This window comes from Streptomyces sp. NPDC102402, assembly GCF_044765765.1.
GTDB lineage: Bacteria > Actinomycetota > Actinomycetes > Streptomycetales > Streptomycetaceae > Streptomyces.
In genome coordinates, this window is sequence record NZ_JBIWKR010000015.1 from 144,940 (window position 1) to 163,232 (window position 18,293).

The following is an 18,293-nucleotide window of genomic DNA, read 5'->3' on the forward strand; positions in this document are numbered from 1 at the left end:
CTTACTCTCCTTGCAGTGTGGGAACGACCATCGGTGTGCCGGTCACCGGGTCGGGGACGATGACGCTCGGCAGGTCGAAGACGTCCTTCATGAGCGCGGCGTCCACGACGGCCCGGGGGACGCCCTCGGCGACGACCCTGCCGTCCCTCATGGCGACCAGGTGGTCGGCGAACCGGCACGCCTGGTTGATGTCGTGCAGGACGGCGATCACCGTGCGGCCCTCGTCGCGCAGCCTGGCGAGCAGGCCGAGCAACTGGTACTGGTGGGTGATGTCCAGGAACGACGTCGGTTCGTCGAGCAGCAGGTAGGGCGTCCGCTGGGCCAGCACCATGGCGATCCACACGCGCTGCCGCTGTCCTCCGGACAGCTCCTGCACCGGCCGGTGGGCCAGGTCCTCGACGCCCGCCGCCTCCATGGCCGTGGTCACCGCCTCCTCGTCCTCCGGCGACCACAGGGCCAGCAGCGACTGGTGCGGGAACCGTCCTCTGCTCACGAGCTGGCGGACCCTGATGTCGTCAGGGGCCAGCGGGTCCTGCGGCAGGAACCCGAGTCGCTTGGCCAGCGTCTTGGGCGCGTAGTCACCGACCTCTCGGCCGTCGAGTTCCACGTGCCCGGACTCCGGGCGCAACAGCCTGACCAGCGCGCGCAGCAAGGTCGACTTCCCGCAGGCGTTGGGTCCCACGACGGCGGTGAACGCCCCGTCGGGGATGTCGAGGCTCAGCCGTGTGGACACGACCCGTTCTCCGTAGCGCAGGGTGATGTCCCGCGCGGTCAGGCGTGCGGTCACGCGCGCCTCACCTCCTTGGTCAGCAGCCAGATCAGATAGCAACCGCCGATCGCGGTACTCACCACTCCCACGGGCAGCGCGACGGGCGCCAGCAGCATCTGGGCGAGCAGGTCGGCGCCTTGGAGCAGAACCGCCCCGGTCAGGGCGGCGGGGAGCAGAGGCACTCCGGCGGCCCCCGCGAGCCTGCGGCCGATCTGCGGGGCCGCCAGGGCGATGAACGCGATGGGCCCGGCGACCGCGGTCACCGTGGCCGTGCAGCCGACGCCGACCAGCACCATCACCAGTCGCAGCCGGTTGAGCCCGACCCCGGTCGTGGCCGCCACCGCGTCGCCGAGCGCCGCCTGGTGCATGGCGTGCGCCCGGGCGGTCATCAGGACCATGAGCACGGCGATCAGCGCGAACGGAATCCCCAGGTCCTCCCAGCTCACGCCGTTGAGCGAGCCCGCGCTCCAGCCGACGGCGGCGATGGCCACCTCGAGCTCGGCGCGCAGCACGATCCATGAGTTGATCGCGGTCACCATGGCGTTGACCGCGATGCCGATCACGACCAACCGCAGCCCGGAGAAGCCCCGTTGGTAGGCGAGCAGGTAGATCGCGGCCGCGACGAGCAGTCCACCGGACACGGATCCGGCCGCGAGCTGCACGGACGTGCCCGAGAGCACGGTGATGGCGACGAGGGCACCGGTGTACGCGCCGGCGTCGAGGCCGATCACGTCCGGGCTGCCCATCGGGTTGCGGGTGAGGTTCTGGAAGATCGCCCCCGCCACACCGAGTGCGGCTCCGAAGACGAGCCCGGCCAGCACGCGCGGGAGCCGCCAGTCCGAGATCACCACGGAGTGTTCCGCCCCGGTCAGTACGGCGAACACCTTGCCCGGGGAGGCCCAGGAGGCGCCGTAGCAGAGCCCGAGCAGCCCGAGGCCCATCATCAGGGCGGTCATGACCGCCACCAGTACGGCCGTTCGGCGTTCGATTCTCAGTCCTCGGTTCTTCACAGCGACCCCGCCCCGTAGCGGCGGACGGCCCAGATCAGCATGGGGCCGCCGAGGAACGCGGTCACGATGCCCACCGGCACCTCGCCGGTCGGCAGCAGCAGCCGGGAGCCGATGTCGGCGACCAGCAGCAGGACGGGGCCCAGCACCATCGAGTAGAGGATCGTCCAGGGCACCGATCCCGCCGCCGGCTTGCGGACCAGGTGCGGCACGATCAGGCCGACGAACAGGATCGGCCCGGCCACGGCCGTCGCCGCCGCGCAGAGCACGGTGATCAGGGCGAGCGTGGCCACCCGCAGCCGGCCGACTCCGGCGCCCAGGGTGTGCGCCACGGTCTCGCCCAGAGCCAGGGCGTTGAGCGCCCTGCTCATCAGCAGCGCACCGGCCAGGCAGACCGCGATCGCGGTCAACGGCAGGGCCAGCGGCGCCTGTTCGCGTGCGGCCAGCGACCCGACCGACCAGAACCGGTAGAGGTCGAACACATCCGGAAGCATCAGCCGCAGCCCCAGCGCGACACCGCTGAGCACCGCGGTCAGCGCTACGCCGGTGAGCACCAGGCGCAGGGGTGAGCGCCGCCCGACGGCGGCCACCAGCAGGGCCGCGAGCACGGATCCGGCGACCGCGAAGCCGAGTTGGCCCGCCTGCCCGGCGGCCAGGCCGAGCGCCGAGCCGACGGTGATGGCGAACCCGGCACCCGCGGTGACCCCGAGGATGCCGGGCTCGGCCAGCGGGTTGCGGGCCAGCGTCTGGATCAGCGCTCCCGCCACCGCGAGGGCGGCGCCCACCGCGACGGCGAGCAGTGAGCGGGGACCCCGGACGTCACGCACGATCACGTGGTCGTCGGTCCCCTGGTAGTCCAGCAGTGCGCGTACGACCTCGGCGGGCGGTACCGGACGGGCCCCGATGCCCATGCTGAGCACGGCGACCACCGCCAACAGCACCAGTCCCCCGAGGAGCAGGCCGGTCTGTGGTGCGACGGCCCGCTTCTCCCGTGCCGGTCCCGCCGCGCGACCCGCGACGGTCACCGCTTCAGCAGCGGGGCGAGCGACGTGTCGATCGCGTCCAGGGTGTTCATGGCCTGCCCGTAGGTCGCGGCCTCGGTGTAGCGGAACGGGAAGGTCTTGCCGGCCTTGACGGCGGGCAGGTTCTTCCACAGCTTGGAGTCGAGGACGTACTGCACCGCCTCGGGCACGCTGCCGTCGGCGCTGACCGAGTACGTGATGGCGTCGGCCTCGCCGAGCGAGTCGGGGAGCTCCTCGAGGGAGGGGTACTCACTCACCGCGCTCGACCCGGGGCCGGGCTTCTTGACCTGGCCGTAGTACTTCGCCCCGATGTCCGTGGCGATGTTGGTGCCCCACGAGCCGTCGAACTCGCGGTGGAAGTTGCCCTTGGCCACCTCGCCGTAGGCCCCGACGTGGCCCAGCGCGAGCTGGGGCAGCACGTCCTTGTACTTCGTCGCCAGCTCGGCGGCCTTGCTCTCGTACGCCTTCTGACCGGCGTCGAACGTCTTGAGGGCGCCGGCCGCGTCGGCCTGCTTGCGTGACAGCGTGCGCCAGGCGGACGGCACGGTGGGCCCGATCGCGACGACGGGGGCGATGGTCTCGAGCCGCTTGACGTCGATGTCTCCGAGCACGGGCGCGGGCACACCGATCACGATGAGGTCGGGCTCGGCCTCGGCGATGGCCTCGTAGTTGGTCTCGGCCGCCTGCTCACCCGCCACCTTGGCGAGCTTCTTGTACCGGGCGAGGTCCTCCTTGCTCATCATCGGCTCACCCCGCTTCCAGGAAGAGATCCCGACGAGCGGTGCGTCGGCCTCGATCAGCGCGGGCACGGCATAGCCGGTGGCCACCACACGCTTCGGGTCCGCCGGAATGGTGATCTTTCCGTTGTCCGCGGCGAACACCCGGGTCTTGGCCTCCCCCGCGGAGTCCGACCCGCTTTCGCCCTCCGACGAGGACCCGCATCCGGCCAGGATCAGCGTCAGCGACACGGCGCCGACGAGGCCGGAGGTTCTGCGTATGGACATGTGGAGCTCCTTGAAGTTAGGTAAGGCTTACCTTAGTGGAAAAATTCTCATCAGGACAACAGGCCGCAACGGCAACTCCGTCCCCCTGCCCGCCCGTCAGCCGGTCAGTGGTCGTCCTCGTCGAAGTCGGCGACCCCACGCTTCCAGTAACCGGTGATGTCGTGGTCGGCCTTCTCCAGCCCCAGCTCGCCACGGACCCAGCGCCGCAGCGGTTTGATCTGCCCGGCCTCGCCCGCGACCCACACGTACACCCGCTCCCCCTCGGGCACGGTCACCGAGGTCACGGCCCGCACGAACGCCTCGTCGGCCTCCAGTGGCCGGCGGTCGCGGTGCAGCCAGCTCACCTCGAAGCCCTCGGGCGCGGACAGCTCGATCTCCTGTGCGGCGTCAGGGACTTCGACGAACACCCAGCCCTTCGCGGTCCTGGGCAGCTCCTCCAGCCGTCGTGCGATCGCCGGCAGGGCGGTGATGTCCCCCGCGATCAGGTACCGGTCGTAGGAGTGCGGGACGATCAGCCCACCGGGCGGACCCGCGAGGTGCATGACGTCGCCGGGCCGGGCGTCGCGCGCCCAGTCGGAGGCGAGGCCGCCGTCATGGAGGGCGATGTCGATGTCGATCTCGCCGGAGACCGGGTCGTGACGCCGCACCGTGTACTGGCGCGAGCGGAGCACCGACCCCGCCCAGCGCAGCATGGCCCCGTTCGGCTCCGGCAGTCGCAGGGTGCCGTCCGCATCCGGGAAGAGCATCTTCACGTGCTCGTCCGGCGCATGGGCCTCGAATCCCTCGGTGCCCTTCCCGCCGAGCGTCACCCGCAGCAGGCCGGCCCCGACCATGGCGGTGCGTACGACCTCGGTCTCCCGGACGCCGATCGGGTAGCCCACCTTCTCCGCGTGGCGGCCGGCACGGACTTCGGCGATCCGGTCCAGGTACCTGTCCCGGTGGTCGGCCAGGCTCATGCCGCCCCACCTGCCAGCAGGGCGGTCCAGTGGGCCAGTTCAGGCTGCTCGGCCAGATCGGCGTACTCCAGCGTGTCCGCCCCCGCGCCACGCCAGCGCTCGATCAGGACCATGGTCCGCACCGAGTCCAGGCCCAGGTCGGTGAGATTGTCGTCGGGCTCGATCTCGGCGGGGTCGCAGCCCAGCAGCTCCGCGACGTCGGCGCGGACACGTTCAGGCGACAGGGCCTGGTTCATCGGATGACTCCTGAGGGGATGGGCGCCGACAGCACGGCCGGCGCGCGGGTTACCGCGACGGGGAAAGGCTGGGCGTCGAGAAGGGGGCTCCGGCCGTCTTCGGCGGCGCCGCACGACACCCCGACCGGAGGACACCCGTCGGGCACACGGGCGCACCGTTCGGCCCGGTGCCGTCCCCGCACCGTGACGACAACCGCCACGGACTCGACAACACGGCAATCACCGGCGTTTCGGACCGACATGAACCCCCCTCCCAAACCAGCCAAGGTGAGGCTAACCTAACTCACGTCTCCATGTGCACCGGATGCGCCACTGCCGGCGCTGCTGCTGATGCTGACGCCGTACCGGCAGGGGGCTTCCCAGCATTGGAGGAATGGTGGTGGGCTTCGTCCCGGCGGGCGGGGTGGAGCCGTCCGGGTTCTCGGCCTTCGACGACCATGGGGCCGAAGGGCGGGGCCTGGCCGACGAGGTACGAGCCGGCGGACAGGCTTGGCGGTGCCGCCACGGAGGTACTGGTCGTGCATCAACGCATAGGAAGCCTTCCGCCCGGCAACGGCGAGCGGCTCGATCAGGGGCTTCCTGTCAGCCTGCCTCGGCGGCGGCAGGCTGAGGCGGCCTCAGTGTCCCCGCGCCTCCGAGGGCGCGGCGGTGATGATGGTGTCGAGGATCGCGCGCGACGCCTGTAGAGCCGGCGGACGGGGCCCGCACGTCAGGCACCGCAGGACGAAGGCCCCCTGGGCGACGGGTGGGCACCACCCCGGCCGAGGCGGTCGCGGCCGGGCAGGACGCGCCCGCTGCCGGTGATGCTCCATCAGCTTGCAGGGCGCGGCCGTCCCGGCTGCGCCTTCGCGTCGCCGGCCGCGCGCGGGCGCGCTCCGATCGGCGGCCGTTCCGAACGGCACCGCGAGGTCGCCCCGGGTCCTCCACCGGCATCCGGTGGACGCATCAGCTCCGGGGGTCGGCGGTGGGCGCCTCGGCGTGGGCGAGAGGGAGGGTGAAGACGAAGCGGGTGCCGGGGGTGTGGCCCGTGTCCAGGGTGATCGTCCCTCCGTGGTACTCGACGATCTTCTTGCAGAGGGCCAGGCCGATGCCGTTCCCCGGATAGGTGTCACGGGTGTGGAGGCGCTGGAAGATCACGAAGATCCTCTCGGCGTACTCCGGACCGATTCCGATGCCGTTGTCGCTCACGGCGAACTCCCAGCGGGGGCCTGTGTCCTCAGCAGCACCGTCCGTCCCGTCCGCCGGTTCGCGGGCGCTGATGTGGATCCGGGGCACGGTCTCCGGAGCACGGAACTTGATGGCGTTGGACACCAGGTTCTGCAACAGGACACCGAGCTGGGTCGCGTCGCCGTGGACCGCGGGGAGAGGATCGTGCGTGAGTACGGCTCCGGCCTCCTCGATCACCATGCCCAGGGAGTTGGTGGTGCGGCGCAGCACGGCCTCGAGGCTGACGTCGGCGTCCTCGGCGTGCAGCCGCCCGACGCGCGAGAACGCGAGGAGATCTCCGATGAGGGTCTGCATGCGGTTGGCACCGTCGACCGCGAAGGCGATGTACTGCTTGGCGCGGTCGTCCAGCTGACCGGCGTAGCGGCGTTCCAGGAGCTGGCAGAAACTGGCGACCTTGCGCAGCGGTTCCTGCAGGTCGTGGGAGGCCACGTAGGCGAATTGCTCGAGTTCCTCGTTGGAGCGGCGCAACTCCGTGGCCTGGTCGTCGAGCTGGGCCCGCGCCCGGTCGCTGAACGCCAGTTCCCCGGCCAGGCGTTGCCGCATTCCCTCCACGTCCGTCGCGAGGGCGCGGACGTCGGCGGGGCCGGAGCGGGAGATCTCGTGCCCGAACATGCCGTCGGCGACCTCCCTGACGTCCGCGCGCAGGCGGTCCAGGGGCAGCTGGACGCCTCGGCGGAGCCCGGCGAAGGCGAGCAGGATGAGCGCGAGGACCATGCACGCGATGGCGGTGAAGACCGTGTTGCGCAGGGAGCGCGCATGCTGCAGATCACTGCGCGCGTCGTCCCGCTCGGCCTCGATGTGGGTCTGCTGTTCGGTCAGCGAGGCACGGAGCGCGTCGAACGCGGCCTTGCCCGACTCGGTGCGCTGCCTGGCCGAGGCGACGGGGTCCGCCGCCTCACTGACGGGGCGGGCGGTCGCGGCCTGCCAGACCTCGGAGCGCTCGCGCACCCGGGCCAGGTCGCGCTTCGCCCGTTCGTTGCCCTCGGCCAGGCGCGCCAGCTCCACGGCCGCGGCCCTCTCCTGGGCGACGCCGTCCTGGTACGGCTCGAGGAACTCACGCTTCCCCGTCATTCCGTACCCGCGGATTCCGGTCTCCTGATTGATCAGGGCGCTTTCCATACGGACGGAGGCGATCAGGGCGGGCGACCAGCGCTCGGTGAGCCTGTTGTTCACGTCGGTGGCATGGGCGAGGACCCAGACACCGCACCCGGTCAGGGCCAGGAGGAGCGCCAGTGCCGCAGCGGAGCCGGCACCCAGCCAGCCACGCGTGGTCCAGCCGTCGCGGCCGGGCCGGTGCGGCGCCCTGACCGGGGTCCGATGACCGGTGTCGATCTGCACGTCGGGTCCACCCTCCCTGGTCCGGCGAAGCGCCGGCGGCGTCACCCTACCCGCGGGGACAACCATGGTTGTCGACGGGGTGTCCCGGCGTCTACGGTGCATCCATGGCAGTAGAGACGCGGATGAGCGCCGAGCAGGAGGAACTGGCCGAACGGGCGCGACAGGCCGTCGCCGAAGCCGCCCGGCAGCTCGTGCTCCTCACGCCGGCACAGGATGCCGACGAGGAGGGCCCGGGCGAGCCCCGGGGGGACGCGCTGGCGTCTCTGCGCGCCTTGGCCTACCTCGGCCGGGCGGTGGAGGAGTGCGCGGCCGCGGCCGCGCGGACCGCCGCCCGGGAAGGCGCCGGTTACCCGCAGCTGGGAAGGGCCTGGGGCGTCAGCCGCCAGGGGGCGCGCAAGCGCTGGCCCGGACTCGTCTTCCTCACTCGCCCCGCATCACGCCCGCTACCCCACCACAAGACCCGGAGTTCGCTCATGAACGGCCTCGCCCCCCGCACCTACACCGTCCTGCTCGTCGAGGACGACATGGCCGACGCCATGCTGATCGAGGAGGCCCTGACCGAACACGGCATGGCGCGCGGGATCGAGCGGGCCGACGACGGGGTCGCTGCGCTGGAGTACCTCCGCGATCCGCGTACCGAGCGGCCGGACCTGATCGTGCTCGATCTGAACATGCCCCGCATGAACGGCCGCGAGCTGCTGAACGTCCTCAAGAACGACAGCGACCTGTCGAGCATCCCCATCGTCGTCCTGACCACGTCAGCCGCTCCGGACGACGTCGAGGACGCCTACCGCCAGCACGCCAACGCGTACGTCACGAAGCCGGTCAACCTCGATGACTTCATGGAGACCGTCCAGAGCATCGACTCCTTCTTCCTGGACACCGCCACGACCCTCCCGCCCCACCTGCGCAACGACGGCTGAACAGGCGGGGCCGGAGGGCGGAGCGGTCAGATCGTCGCCGCGTCGATCACGAAGCGGTATCGGACATCGCTGTTCAGCACGCGCTCGTAGGCGTCGTTGATCTCGGACGCGCCGATCAGCTCGATCTCCGCGCCGAGGCCGTGCTCGGCGCAGAAGTCCAGCATGTCCTGGGTCTCCTGGATGCCACCGATCCCGGAACCCGAGAGGGACTTCCGGCCGCCGATGAGGGAGAAGAGGTTGACGGAGATCGGCTCCTCCGGGGCGCCGACGTTCACCAGCGCGCCGTCCGTCTTGAGCAGGGAGAGGTAGGCCCCGAAGTCCAGCGGCGCCGACACCGTCGAGAGGATGATGTCGAACGTGCCGCCCAGCTCCTCGAAGGTCTTCGGGTCGCTGGTGGCGTAGTAGCGGTCTGCTCCCAGCTTCAGCCCGTCGTCCCGCTTGCGCAGGGTCTGGGAGAGGACGGTCACCTCCGCGCCGAGCGCGTGCGCGATCTTGACGCCCATGTGTCCGAGGCCGCCCATCCCGAGGACGGCGACCTTCTTGCCGGGACCCGCGTTCCAGTGCTTCAGCGGGGAGTATGTGGTGATGCCCGCGCAGAGCAGCGGCGCGGCCTCGTCCAGCGACAGGCCCTCGGGAATGCGGAGGGTGTAGTTCTCGTCCACGACGATGTGCGTGGAGTAGCCCCCGTAGGTGGGGTCGCCGTTCTTGTCGAGGGCGTTGTACGTGCCGGTGTTGCCCTTGGCGCAGTACTGCTCGAGGCCGGCCTCGCAGTTGTCGCACTCGCGGCAGGAGTCGACCATGCAGCCGACGCCCACGCGGTCACCGACGGCGAAGCGGGTGACGCCGGAGCCGGTCTCGGCGACGATGCCGGCGATCTCATGGCCGGGCACCATCGGGAATATGCCCTCGCTCCAGCCGTCGCGGGCCTGATGGATGTCCGAGTGGCAGATGCCTGCGAACTTGATGTCGATCAGGACGTCGAACTCTCCGACCGCGCGACGCTCGATGGTGGTCCGCTCCAGCGGGGCCTTGGCGGAAGGGGCGGCGTACGCAGCGACAGTGGTCATGCGGAAATGCTCCTCAGGGAGTGTGGTCCTGCGCCCGGCGGCCTTCTGTCCGGGCGCACCCTCCACACTGCCCCATCTCACGGCGTTCACCCAGGCCACGGTTGTGCCTACGTCCAGTGGTCCTACTACTGGCGGGGACAGGATGGTGCGCGTACGACGGTGGATACTGGAGCCATGCAGGAGCAGCCCGTACCCGAAGACCGGCCCGACGGTGACCCCGGCCCCGGCGGCCCGGAACCCGTCGTCGGCACGGGGCACGCCCTGGACCGCCGGGCCGAGCTCAGCGAGTTCCTGCGCAGCCGGCGTGCCCGGTTGAAGCCGGAGGACGTGGGGCTGCCCGACTTCGGCCGGCACCGCCGGGTTCCCGGGCTGCGCCGCGAGGAGCTGGCCCAGCTGGCCGGGGTGTCCGTGGCGTACTACACACGCCTTGAACAGGGCAACGGACAGAACGTGTCCGGGGAGGTACTGGGCGCGATCGCGTCCGCGCTGCGGCTGACGGACGCCGAGCAGGCGCACCTCACTCATCTCGCGAAGCCGAAGCAGCACAGGAGGAAGCGGCCGGTGCGGCAGCAGCGGGTGCGCGGAGCGCTCTGTCAGCTGCTGGACAGCATGGACGGCGTACCGGCGTACGTCACCGGACGGCGGGCGGAGATCCTGGCCTGGAACCGGATGGCCGCGGCGGTCTTCGGTGACTGGTCGCAACTGCCGCCCCAGGAGAGGAACTGGGCGCGGCTGGTGTTCCTGCGGCCCGAGTACCGCGACCTCTACGTGGAGTGGGACCAGAAGGCGTCGGACATCGTCAGCTACCTGCGGATGGACGCGGGCTGCCATCCGGACGACCCGCGCCTCTCCGCACTCGTCGGCGAGCTGTCCGTGAAGAGCGAGGACTTCCGGCGGCTGTGGGCCAGGCACGACGTCAAGGAGAAGAGCCACGGCGTCAAGCGGCTGGACCACCCGCTGGTGGGTGAACTGTCGCTCTCCTACGAGACGTTCGCTCTGCCCGATGACGCGGAGCAGTCCGTGGTCACCTATCACGCGGAGCCGGGCTCGGCCTCCGCCGAGGCGCTCCGGCTGCTCGCGAGCTGGGGCACGGACGCCACTCGGGCGGGTGCCTCCGTCCCGTGGAGGCAGTAGGCCGGTCACACCGCGGTCCGTGGGATTCCTGGTCTTCCGCCTCCCCGGGCCCGGCACGACCGCCCGGGGAGGCGGAAGACGCGGAGCGGCGTCAACGGGCGCGGAGGCACGTGGCTCGGCGTGCGTCCGGTGGGCGGCCCGATCGGCCGCGTGACGGCCCGGACCAGCCTGTACGCTGCGGGGATGCAGTCGTCCGCCTCTTCCTCCTCCGCGCGGCCCGGCCGCGCCGCGGCCCCCGCCCAGCGCGGACTCCTGACGGAGCGGATCGCGCGGGAACTCGAGCACGACATCCGATCCGGCGGCATCCCCGTCGGGACGAAGCTTCCCTCGGAGCGCGAGCTCGCTGCTCAGTTCGGCGCCAGCAGGAACGTCGTGCGCGAGGTGCTGCGGCGGCTCGAGGCACAGCACCTGATCGAGGTCGCACCGGGTCGCGGATCCTTCGTGCGTGAGCAGACCTCGGGGCAGGCCCGGGGGTACGACGCGCTGTACCGGGCCGGCCGGCCGACCGTCCGGCAGTTGATCGAGGCCCGGCTGCCACTCGAGGTCGAGACGGTGCGGCTGGCGACCGAACGCGCGACGGACGAGGACATGGAGACGATGAGAGCGGCCCGGGACGCCCTCGAAGCCGCGAGCGACGTCGTCGTCAAGGCCCGTGCGGACATGGCCTTTCACGACGCCGTCGCCGAGGCGAGCAAGAACCCGGTCCTGCGGATCATGCTCTCGTCGATCAGCGGGATGATGTTCGAGATGATGCTCCGCTCCAACTCCGACCCGTCGATCGGCGAGCCCGGCGTTCCTCACCACCCCGAGATCTTCGAGGCGATCGAGGCGCGTGACGTGGACCTGGCCGGAGAACGGATGCGGGAGCACCTGCTGCTCGGTCTGCGCACGTACGGCAAGGATCTCGACGTCCAGGTCGACATCATGGCCCGCAACCACATCGAAGCGCTCCTGGACGAGACCGGGAACCGTTACGGCGGCGGCCGGACCGGCGACGAGAGGTTCTAGCCCGCCCGGCCGCCGCCCCGGCGGAGGCGCCATCGGCCTGGCCACCTGCGGGTACTCCGATGAATCCGACCCGCTCAGGGGGTGTTCGGCGCGCCCTGCTTCTTGCTATCGTCCGTCTGGTTCAACTGGTCCTACCAGTTGAACCAGACGGAACGGAGCTCCCGCTGAGGCCACGGCCCCGGTGAGCACGACGCACGACAGCGCAGAGAGACGAGGACGACGATGTCCACGAGCAGCCAGCTCCTCAGTCGGCGCTCCTTCGGCCGGCTGGCGGCAGGAGTGGCGGGAGCCGCCGTGACGGGAGCACTCGGCGGGTGTACGACGCGGGGCGGCCGGCCCTCCGCCGACACCCCGTTGCGGATCATGGCGATCAACCACGTGTGGTCCCAGGCGATCAGGCGCCGGACGAAGGAGTTCGAGGAGCGGATAGGGCGACGGGTCTCCATGACCCTGCTCACCGCGGACCAGCTGGCGAGCAGCTACAACGTGAAACTCAACGCCTCGGGCACCGACGTGGACGTCATGATGGTCCGTGCGCTCCAGGAACAGCTGCTCTTCGCGCACAACGGCTGGCTCACCGATCTCAGCGACCGCGTCACCCAGGACGAGGACTTCGCCTGGCAGGACTTCCAGAAGGCCCCGCGCGAGGCCTCCTTGACGGCGGGCAAGGTGCTGAGCGTCCCCGTGGTGACGGAGCGCCCGGCGCTGTACTACCGCAAGGACCTCGTGGAGGGCTTCGGCGGACCGCCCCGCACCCTGGAGGCGCTGATGTCGGCCGCCCGGGAACTCACCGACAAGAAGAAGGGTTTCTACGGATTCGTCGGCCGGGGCCAGCGCAGCGGCGCCGTGTCCCAGTGGTCGAGCTTCCTCTACTCGCACGGCGGGGACTTCGTCGTACGCGGCAGGTCCGGCATCGGCACTCCCGAAGCCCTCGCCGCGTACGAGTACTACGGCACGCTCCTGTCGAGGACCGGTCCGCCGGGCGCCACCAACATGAGTCTCGAACAGGCCATGCCGATCTTCGCCCAGGGCAAGGCCGCCTTCTACATCGACGCCGACGCGATCTACAGCAGCTTCCTCGACCCCGAGGTGTCGGTCGTGGGCGAGACCGTCGGCTTCGCCCCCTTCCCGGCAGGACCGGCCGGCGCCCGGCCGCACAACATCCCGTCCTGGAGTCTCGGCATCAGCGAGTTCTCCCTGCTGCGGGACGACGCCTGGGAGTTCATCAAGTGGGCGGCGGGCCCCGGGATGACCGCGGACCTCCAGAAGGACGGCATCCCCGGCGCGCGCGGCTCGGTGTGGTCCGACCCCGGCTCCCTGGCCTCCTTCCCGCCCGACCTCGCCGAGGCCATGCGCCTCAACGCCGAGCGGGGACTGGGTTACGACAGGCCCCGGGTCCTTCAGGTCGGCCGCGCCAGGGACATCGTCGGGCGCCCCCTGGTCGCGGGCATCCTCGGCGACGACGTAGGGCCGGTGGCTCGTGACGCCGATGCGGAGTTCGCCGATTTCCTCGTCCGCGACAACCGCCACAAGGAGTCCTGATGTCCACCACGGAGGTCTCCCCGACCGCCCGCCCCGCCGCCGCGCCGGGCACGGGACCGGCGCCCGCGCGCCGTCCCCGTACCTTCGAGCAGGCCAACCGGCGGCTGAAGTGGACGATGCTCGCCCCGGCACTGCTGTTCGTCGGGCTGATGATCGTCTTCCCTCTGGTCTACACCGTCGACCTCAGCCTGACCGACGCCTTCGGCGCGGTGAACGCGGGCAAGGGGTACGTCGGCCTGCAGAACTTCGCCGACGCCCTCGGCGACAGCCGCCGGTTCTGGCCCGCCGCGCAGCGCACGCTGGTCTTCACGGTCGGCGCGGTGGTCCTGGAGACGGTGCTCGGACTCGCCCTCGCGATGCTCATGCGCAAGCCGTTCCGGGGCATGCGGTGGGTACGCACGGTCCTGATCATCCCGCTGCTCACCACTCCGGTGGCGATCGGCATCCTCTGGCTGCTGATCCTCGACCCCACCAACGGCATAGCCAACCATCTGCTCGCCGGAGCCGGCCTGCCCCGGCAGGAGTTCCTGGGCTCCGTCAGTCAGTCCCTGCCGACCCTGATGCTCATCGACGTCTGGCAGTGGACCCCCATGATGACCCTGCTGCTGCTCGCCGGGCTGACCACGCTCCCCGAGGAGCCGGAAGAGGCGGCACGCGTCGACGGGGCGAACGGATGGCAGCGGTTCCGGCACGTCGTGCTCCCCATGCTCGGGCCGACACTCGCCACCGCCTTGGTACTGCGCGCCGTCGACGCCCTCAAGACGTTCGACATCCTCTACGCCACCAAAGGCGCGGGCGGCGGCTCGGACTTCGAGGTGGAGACCCTGAACGTCTACGCCTACGGGCTGACCTTCGACTACCAGGAGTACGGCCTGGCCGCCGCCGTCCTCGTCCTGTTCACGCTCTTCATCATCGGCGTCGTGGTCCTCCTGCGCCGCCGGGGCGGAAGGAAGACCGCATGAGTGCCACCGTCACCCCCGTACCCGTCCGGGCACACCTGCGCCGGCGCACGGCCCTGTCGTGGCTGCGCGGGATCACCATCGCCGCCGTGACGCTCGTCTTCGCGCTGCCCCTGGTGTGGATGTTCGCCGCGGCCTTCAAGACCAACGTCCAGGTCACCGACCCGTCGGTGGGCCTATGGTTCAGCCCCACCCTGGAGAACTTCCGCAGCATCGTCGAGGCCGGGCAGATCGTGCGGTCGATGGGCAACTCCCTGCTGGTCGGCGTGGTCTCCACCGTGCTCTCCGCCGTCATCGCGGTGCCCGCCGCCTGGGCGGTCGGACGGTTCGACATGCGCCGCACCGGATCGCTGATCCTGGTCGCACGCATCGTGCCGGCGATCTCGCTGCTCGTCCCCTGGTACTACCTCTTCGCACGGATGGGCCTGGTCGGCTCCTACACCGTGCTGATCCTCAGCCAGATGTTCGTCTCCGTCCCCCTCATCATGTGGATCATGATCAGCTTCTTCGCCGGCCTGCCGGTCGAGCTGGAGGAGGCCGCGCGCACCGACGGGCTGAGCGCCTTCGGAGCCTTCTGGCGCATCGCGCTGCCGCTCGCCGCCCCCGGGACGGCGACGGCCTCCCTGCTCGCCTTCGTCTTCAGCTGGAACAACTTCATGTTCGCGCTGATCTTCGCCGACGACCGCACCCAGACGGTGCCGGTGACCCTCTTCAACTTCATCTCGTACGCGAGCACCGACTGGGGCGGCCTCATGGCGGCGGCGACGCTCATCACCGTCCCCGTCGTCCTGGCCGCCGTCGTCGGCCAGAAGTACCTGGTGGCCGGTCTGACCTCCGGCGCCACCAAGGGCTGAGAAGCCCCTCACCACCGCATCCGGAAGAAAGCATCCCCATGAAAATTGTCGACGCCAAGGTCCTCGTCACCAGCCCCGGCCGTAACTTCGTCACCCTCAGACTGACGACCGACGAGGGGATCACCGGCCTCGGCGACGCCACCCTCAACGGCCGGGAACTGGCCGTGGTCAGCTACCTCGAGGACCACGTCGCACCCCTCCTCATCGGCCTCGACCCGCACCGCGTCGAGGACACCTGGCAGTCCCTGTACAGGGGGGCGTACTGGCGGCGCGGCCCGGTGACGATGGCGGCGATCGCCGCCGTCGACGTCGCCCTGTGGGACATCAAGGCGAAGGCGGCTGGACTCCCCCTCTACCAGCTTCTCGGCGGGGCCTCCCGGGACCGGGTGGCGACCTACGGCCACGCCAACGGCCGTGACATCCCCGAACTCCTCGACTCCGTCCGCGCCCGGCTCGACGAGGGCTACCCCGCCGTCCGCGTGCAGACCGGCATCCCCGGACTGAAAGCCGTCTACGGCGTGTCGCACACGGACGACACCGGCTCCCCCGTACTGCACCAGCAGGCCCGTCCCCTGGTCGAGGACTGGGACACCGACGCCTATCTGCGTCACATGCCGTCCGTGCTGGAGGCCGTGCGCGCCGAGTTCGGCCCCGGCCTCCCCCTCCTGCACGACGCGCACCACCGACTCACCCCCGTCCAGGCCGCCCGCCTCGGCAAGGAACTGGAGCCGTACCGCCTCTTCTGGCTCGAGGACTGCACACCCGCCGAGAACCAGGAGGCTCTGCGCCTGGTCCGCCGCCACACCACCACGCCGCTCGCCATCGGCGAGGTGTTCAACACGGTGTACGACTACCAGTCCCTGATCACCGAGCAGTTGATCGACTACGTCCGGTCCGCGGTCACGCACTTCGGAGGCGTCACACCGCTGCGCAAGCTCTTCGACTTCGCCGCCCAGTACCAGATCAAGAGCGCGATCCACGGCCCGGAGGACATCTCGCCGGTCGGCATGGCCGCCGCCGTCCATCTCGACCTCGCCGTACACAACTTCGGCATCCAGGAGTACTCGGGCCACACCCCGCTCACGAACGAGGTGTTCCGCCACGCCTACACCTTCGAGGACGGCCATCTGCACCCGGGCGAGGAGCCGGGCATCGGGGTCGACCTCGACGAGGACCTGGCTGCCGCGCACCCCTACGAAGCGGCGTACCTCCCGGTCAACCGACTGCAGGACGGGACGGTCCACGACTGGTGACGTGTGCGTTTTTTGGCTGGCACTGTGCAAGGACGTCCTGTTTTGGGACGTCCTGTCCGGTGGCGAGCGGGTAGCGCTCCCCGTCGCCGGCGGCTTCCGCCCCGGCCCGCGCTCCTCGCCCCGGCCCGACTCCCGGCCGCCCCGGGGACGGACCCGCCCCCGTCCCCGGGGCGGCCCACGTCCTGGCGGCCGGAGGCGCGCCGCTCGCCACGGGTCAGGCCGGAAGCGGAACGCGGTGCAGTCGCACGTCGATGAGGGAGTCGGCGACCTCCGCGGTCATGTACGTGCAGTGCGGTTGGCGTCGCCTGTCGGTCGGCGAGCCCGGATTGAGCAGCCGAAGCCCTCCAGGAGCGGTGGTGTCCCACGGAATGTGGCTGTGACCGAACACGGGGTGTTTCCCGGCGCTGGAGGACGCCCCCTCGACATCTCACAGGCGTGGGGCGACGGGACCGCCGTGGCGGCGGACGGCACCCACATGGACACCTACCTCGACAACCTGCTCTCCGAGACCAGCGTGAGGTACGGCAAGCCTGGCGGGATCGCCCACCACCACGTCTCGGACACCTACATCGCGCTGTTCACGCACTTCATCCCGTGCGGGGTGTGGGAGGCCCTCTACATCATCGAGGGCCTGCTGAAGAACACCAGCGAGGTGCAGCCGACCACCGTGCACGCGGATACCCAAGGCCAGAGCTTCCCCGTCTTTGCGCTCGCCCACCTCCGGGGCTTCTACCTGATGCCCAGGAGGAGGCCACAAGTTCATGATTACCGAAGGGCTGTTGCGGCGGAACTGAAGGGGTTGACAGGACTGCTTGACCAGTGTGCACCCCCAAGTTCAGAGGTTCTCCGTGGGGTCCATGCGTGGCCATGTCGCTTGTCGTGGCGTAGGGGATCAGTTCTCGGTAGCGCTGGGGAACCTGGGCGAAGCCCGTCTACCGAGCCACCAGCCGGGGTAACCGCGCAGGCGGCCACGAGGCGCTCGGACAGCCGTTCGTGGCGCCGCAGTAGGGCGGTCAGGGACGTTACCCAAACGGGAATGCGGCGATTGGGCGTGCGCGTTACCGTGCCCGGATGACATTCGAAGATCATGACCACTCGACCCCGCACGAACGGCGCCTGATCCGACGCCCTGGCCCGCGCGGTGCAACTCGCACTCGCCACGGTGCGGCCGGCTCCCTCGGAGGCGGAGGCGTGGTACGCGACAGCCGGTTCATTGGAGTGGACATGTCGAGAAACGGCCGAGCACCTGACGGATGACCTAGTCTTCCAAGGCAGGCAGATCGGGACGCCCGGCCTGCCGGCCGCTTTGTCTCCTGACGAAAAGCTTCAACTGGGCGGCCCGGCACCCCCAACGTCGCCTAGCACTACTGTGGTTATGGGCCGGACTGCGCCTGCCCTGACCGGTACCGTGTCAGCTGTGAACGACTACATACAGCAGGCGCAGGTCATCGAACAACGGCAGGTGGTCGACGCCTGGCAGCGGATCGAGTCGTGGTTGCATCAACACGCTCCGGCGACATTGGCTAAGCTTCGGCCCGGCGCATCCGAGGCGGAAATCGCGGCCTTGCAGCAGACACTGGGGGTTCAACTTCCTGAGGGGCTAAAGGCCCTATGGCGTCAACACTCCGGATTTCTTCCCGATCCACTGGCGAGCTTTATGCTGGGCCAGGGTGCGCTGATGGACTTCGACGCGGTTCTCAGCGTTTACCGGCAGAAGATGCTGCTGCAACGACGCGAGGATGAGTTGAACCGCCAGAGGGGAGGCGGTGATAAATTCACCATGTGGCGTGCAGCGTGGATCCCCTTCTGCTCTTTCGGGGTAGATTGCCTCTCTGGTCTCTGCCTGGATGTCGAATCTGGGAGGTTGTGGTACTGGAGCGAGTACGCCGAGCGGACTGTTATTGATCAGAAACTCATGGGGTTCACTCGTCGAGGGTGTAGCGGACATGCGGGGCCTTGAAGTAACCGGTGATGATGTGAGGTTGGCGTTGTCG

16 protein-coding genes and 2 pseudogenes are annotated in these 18,293 nt (G+C 70.0%); 9 read left to right on the top strand and 9 right to left on the bottom strand.

The features are described 5' to 3' along the window. Position 1: 1 nt before the first annotated feature. From ACIRJR_RS30915 to ACIRJR_RS30945, 7 genes are all read right to left on the bottom strand, one after another. Positions 2-787: an ABC transporter ATP-binding protein gene (locus ACIRJR_RS30915; RefSeq protein ID WP_403786712.1), complete on the bottom strand. Its 786-nt coding sequence runs from the start codon at positions 785-787 to the stop codon at positions 2-4. Further along, entirely contained in the window at positions 784-1,725 is a 942-nt protein-coding gene (locus ACIRJR_RS30920; protein ID WP_403786714.1) for a FecCD family ABC transporter permease, read from the bottom strand. The genes ACIRJR_RS30915 and ACIRJR_RS30920 overlap by 4 nt, the downstream gene beginning before the upstream one ends. Positions 1,726-1,775: 50 nt before the next feature. Continuing rightward, a complete protein-coding gene (locus ACIRJR_RS30925) occupies positions 1,776-2,801 on the bottom strand; it encodes a FecCD family ABC transporter permease (RefSeq protein WP_403786716.1) in 1,026 nt (341 codons plus the stop codon). After that, positions 2,798-3,802 carry an ABC transporter substrate-binding protein gene (locus ACIRJR_RS30930; RefSeq protein WP_403786718.1) on the bottom strand — a complete coding sequence of 335 codons (1,005 nt, stop codon included), beginning with the start codon at positions 3,800-3,802 and terminating at the stop codon, positions 2,798-2,800. Before ACIRJR_RS30930 ends, ACIRJR_RS30925 begins: the two co-directional genes overlap by 4 nt. Before the next feature lie 104 nt (positions 3,803-3,906). Beyond that, complete coding sequence (locus tag ACIRJR_RS30935; protein ID WP_403786720.1) at positions 3,907-4,758, bottom strand: siderophore-interacting protein; 852 nt, start codon at positions 4,756-4,758, stop codon at positions 3,907-3,909. Beyond that, on the bottom strand, positions 4,755-4,994 hold the full coding sequence (locus tag ACIRJR_RS30940) for a phosphopantetheine-binding protein (RefSeq protein ID WP_403786722.1): 240 nt from the start codon (positions 4,992-4,994) through the stop codon (positions 4,755-4,757). Before ACIRJR_RS30940 ends, ACIRJR_RS30935 begins: the two co-directional genes overlap by 4 nt. A gap of 945 nt (positions 4,995-5,939) precedes the next feature. Beyond that, positions 5,940-7,559, bottom strand: coding sequence for an ATP-binding protein (locus ACIRJR_RS30945; RefSeq protein ID WP_403786724.1), 1,620 nt, complete (start codon positions 7,557-7,559; stop codon positions 5,940-5,942). 104 nt (positions 7,560-7,663) lie between these two features. Between ACIRJR_RS30945 and ACIRJR_RS30950 the strand changes: the two genes are divergently transcribed. Next, positions 7,664-8,482, top strand: coding sequence for a response regulator (locus ACIRJR_RS30950; RefSeq protein ID WP_403786726.1), 819 nt, complete (start codon positions 7,664-7,666; stop codon positions 8,480-8,482). A 26-nt stretch (positions 8,483-8,508) separates the two neighbouring features. Here the strand turns inward: ACIRJR_RS30950 and ACIRJR_RS30955 are convergent, their stop codons facing one another. Then, positions 8,509-9,549 carry an NAD(P)-dependent alcohol dehydrogenase gene (locus ACIRJR_RS30955; protein WP_403786728.1) on the bottom strand — a complete coding sequence of 347 codons (1,041 nt, stop codon included), beginning with the start codon at positions 9,547-9,549 and terminating at the stop codon, positions 8,509-8,511. 174 nt (positions 9,550-9,723) lie between these two features. On the opposite strand from ACIRJR_RS30955, the gene ACIRJR_RS30960 reads away from it, so the two are divergent. The 6 genes from ACIRJR_RS30960 (at position 9,724) to manD (ending at position 16,299) form a co-directional block, all read left to right on the top strand. Further along, complete coding sequence (locus tag ACIRJR_RS30960; protein ID WP_403786730.1) at positions 9,724-10,683, top strand: helix-turn-helix domain-containing protein; 960 nt, start codon at positions 9,724-9,726, stop codon at positions 10,681-10,683. A gap of 183 nt (positions 10,684-10,866) precedes the next feature. Continuing rightward, entirely contained in the window at positions 10,867-11,691 is an 825-nt protein-coding gene (locus ACIRJR_RS30965; protein WP_403786731.1) for a FadR/GntR family transcriptional regulator, read from the top strand. A 222-nt stretch (positions 11,692-11,913) separates the two neighbouring features. After that, positions 11,914-13,233 (top strand): ABC transporter substrate-binding protein, encoded by a 1,320-nt coding sequence (locus ACIRJR_RS30970; protein WP_403786733.1) that lies wholly within the window; start codon positions 11,914-11,916, stop codon positions 13,231-13,233. Further along, positions 13,233-14,195 carry a carbohydrate ABC transporter permease gene (locus ACIRJR_RS30975; protein WP_403786735.1) on the top strand — a complete coding sequence of 321 codons (963 nt, stop codon included), beginning with the start codon at positions 13,233-13,235 and terminating at the stop codon, positions 14,193-14,195. The genes ACIRJR_RS30970 and ACIRJR_RS30975 overlap by 1 nt, the downstream gene beginning before the upstream one ends. Then, on the top strand, positions 14,192-15,046 hold the full coding sequence (locus tag ACIRJR_RS30980; RefSeq protein ID WP_403786737.1) for a carbohydrate ABC transporter permease: 855 nt from the start codon (positions 14,192-14,194) through the stop codon (positions 15,044-15,046). Before ACIRJR_RS30975 ends, ACIRJR_RS30980 begins: the two co-directional genes overlap by 4 nt. A gap of 38 nt (positions 15,047-15,084) precedes the next feature. Beyond that, positions 15,085-16,299 (top strand): D-mannonate dehydratase ManD, encoded by a 1,215-nt coding sequence (manD, locus tag ACIRJR_RS30985; protein WP_403786739.1) that lies wholly within the window; start codon positions 15,085-15,087, stop codon positions 16,297-16,299. Between the two features lie 214 nt (positions 16,300-16,513). On the opposite strand, the pseudogene ACIRJR_RS30990 reads toward manD, so the two are convergent. Then, positions 16,514-16,687: pseudogene (locus ACIRJR_RS30990) on the bottom strand (metallophosphoesterase family protein); the annotation flags it as partial. A gap of 42 nt (positions 16,688-16,729) precedes the next feature. On the opposite strand from ACIRJR_RS30990, the pseudogene ACIRJR_RS30995 reads away from it, so the two are divergent. Both ACIRJR_RS30995 and ACIRJR_RS31000 read left to right on the top strand, forming a co-directional pair. Next, a pseudogene (locus ACIRJR_RS30995) lies at positions 16,730-17,050 on the top strand (Tn3 family transposase); the annotation flags it as partial. A gap of 666 nt (positions 17,051-17,716) precedes the next feature. After that, the gene (locus ACIRJR_RS31000; protein ID WP_403786741.1) at positions 17,717-18,259 is read left to right on the top strand and encodes an SMI1/KNR4 family protein; all 543 of its coding nucleotides are present in this window, start codon (positions 17,717-17,719) and stop codon (positions 18,257-18,259) included. Positions 18,260-18,293: the final 34 nt, after the last annotated feature.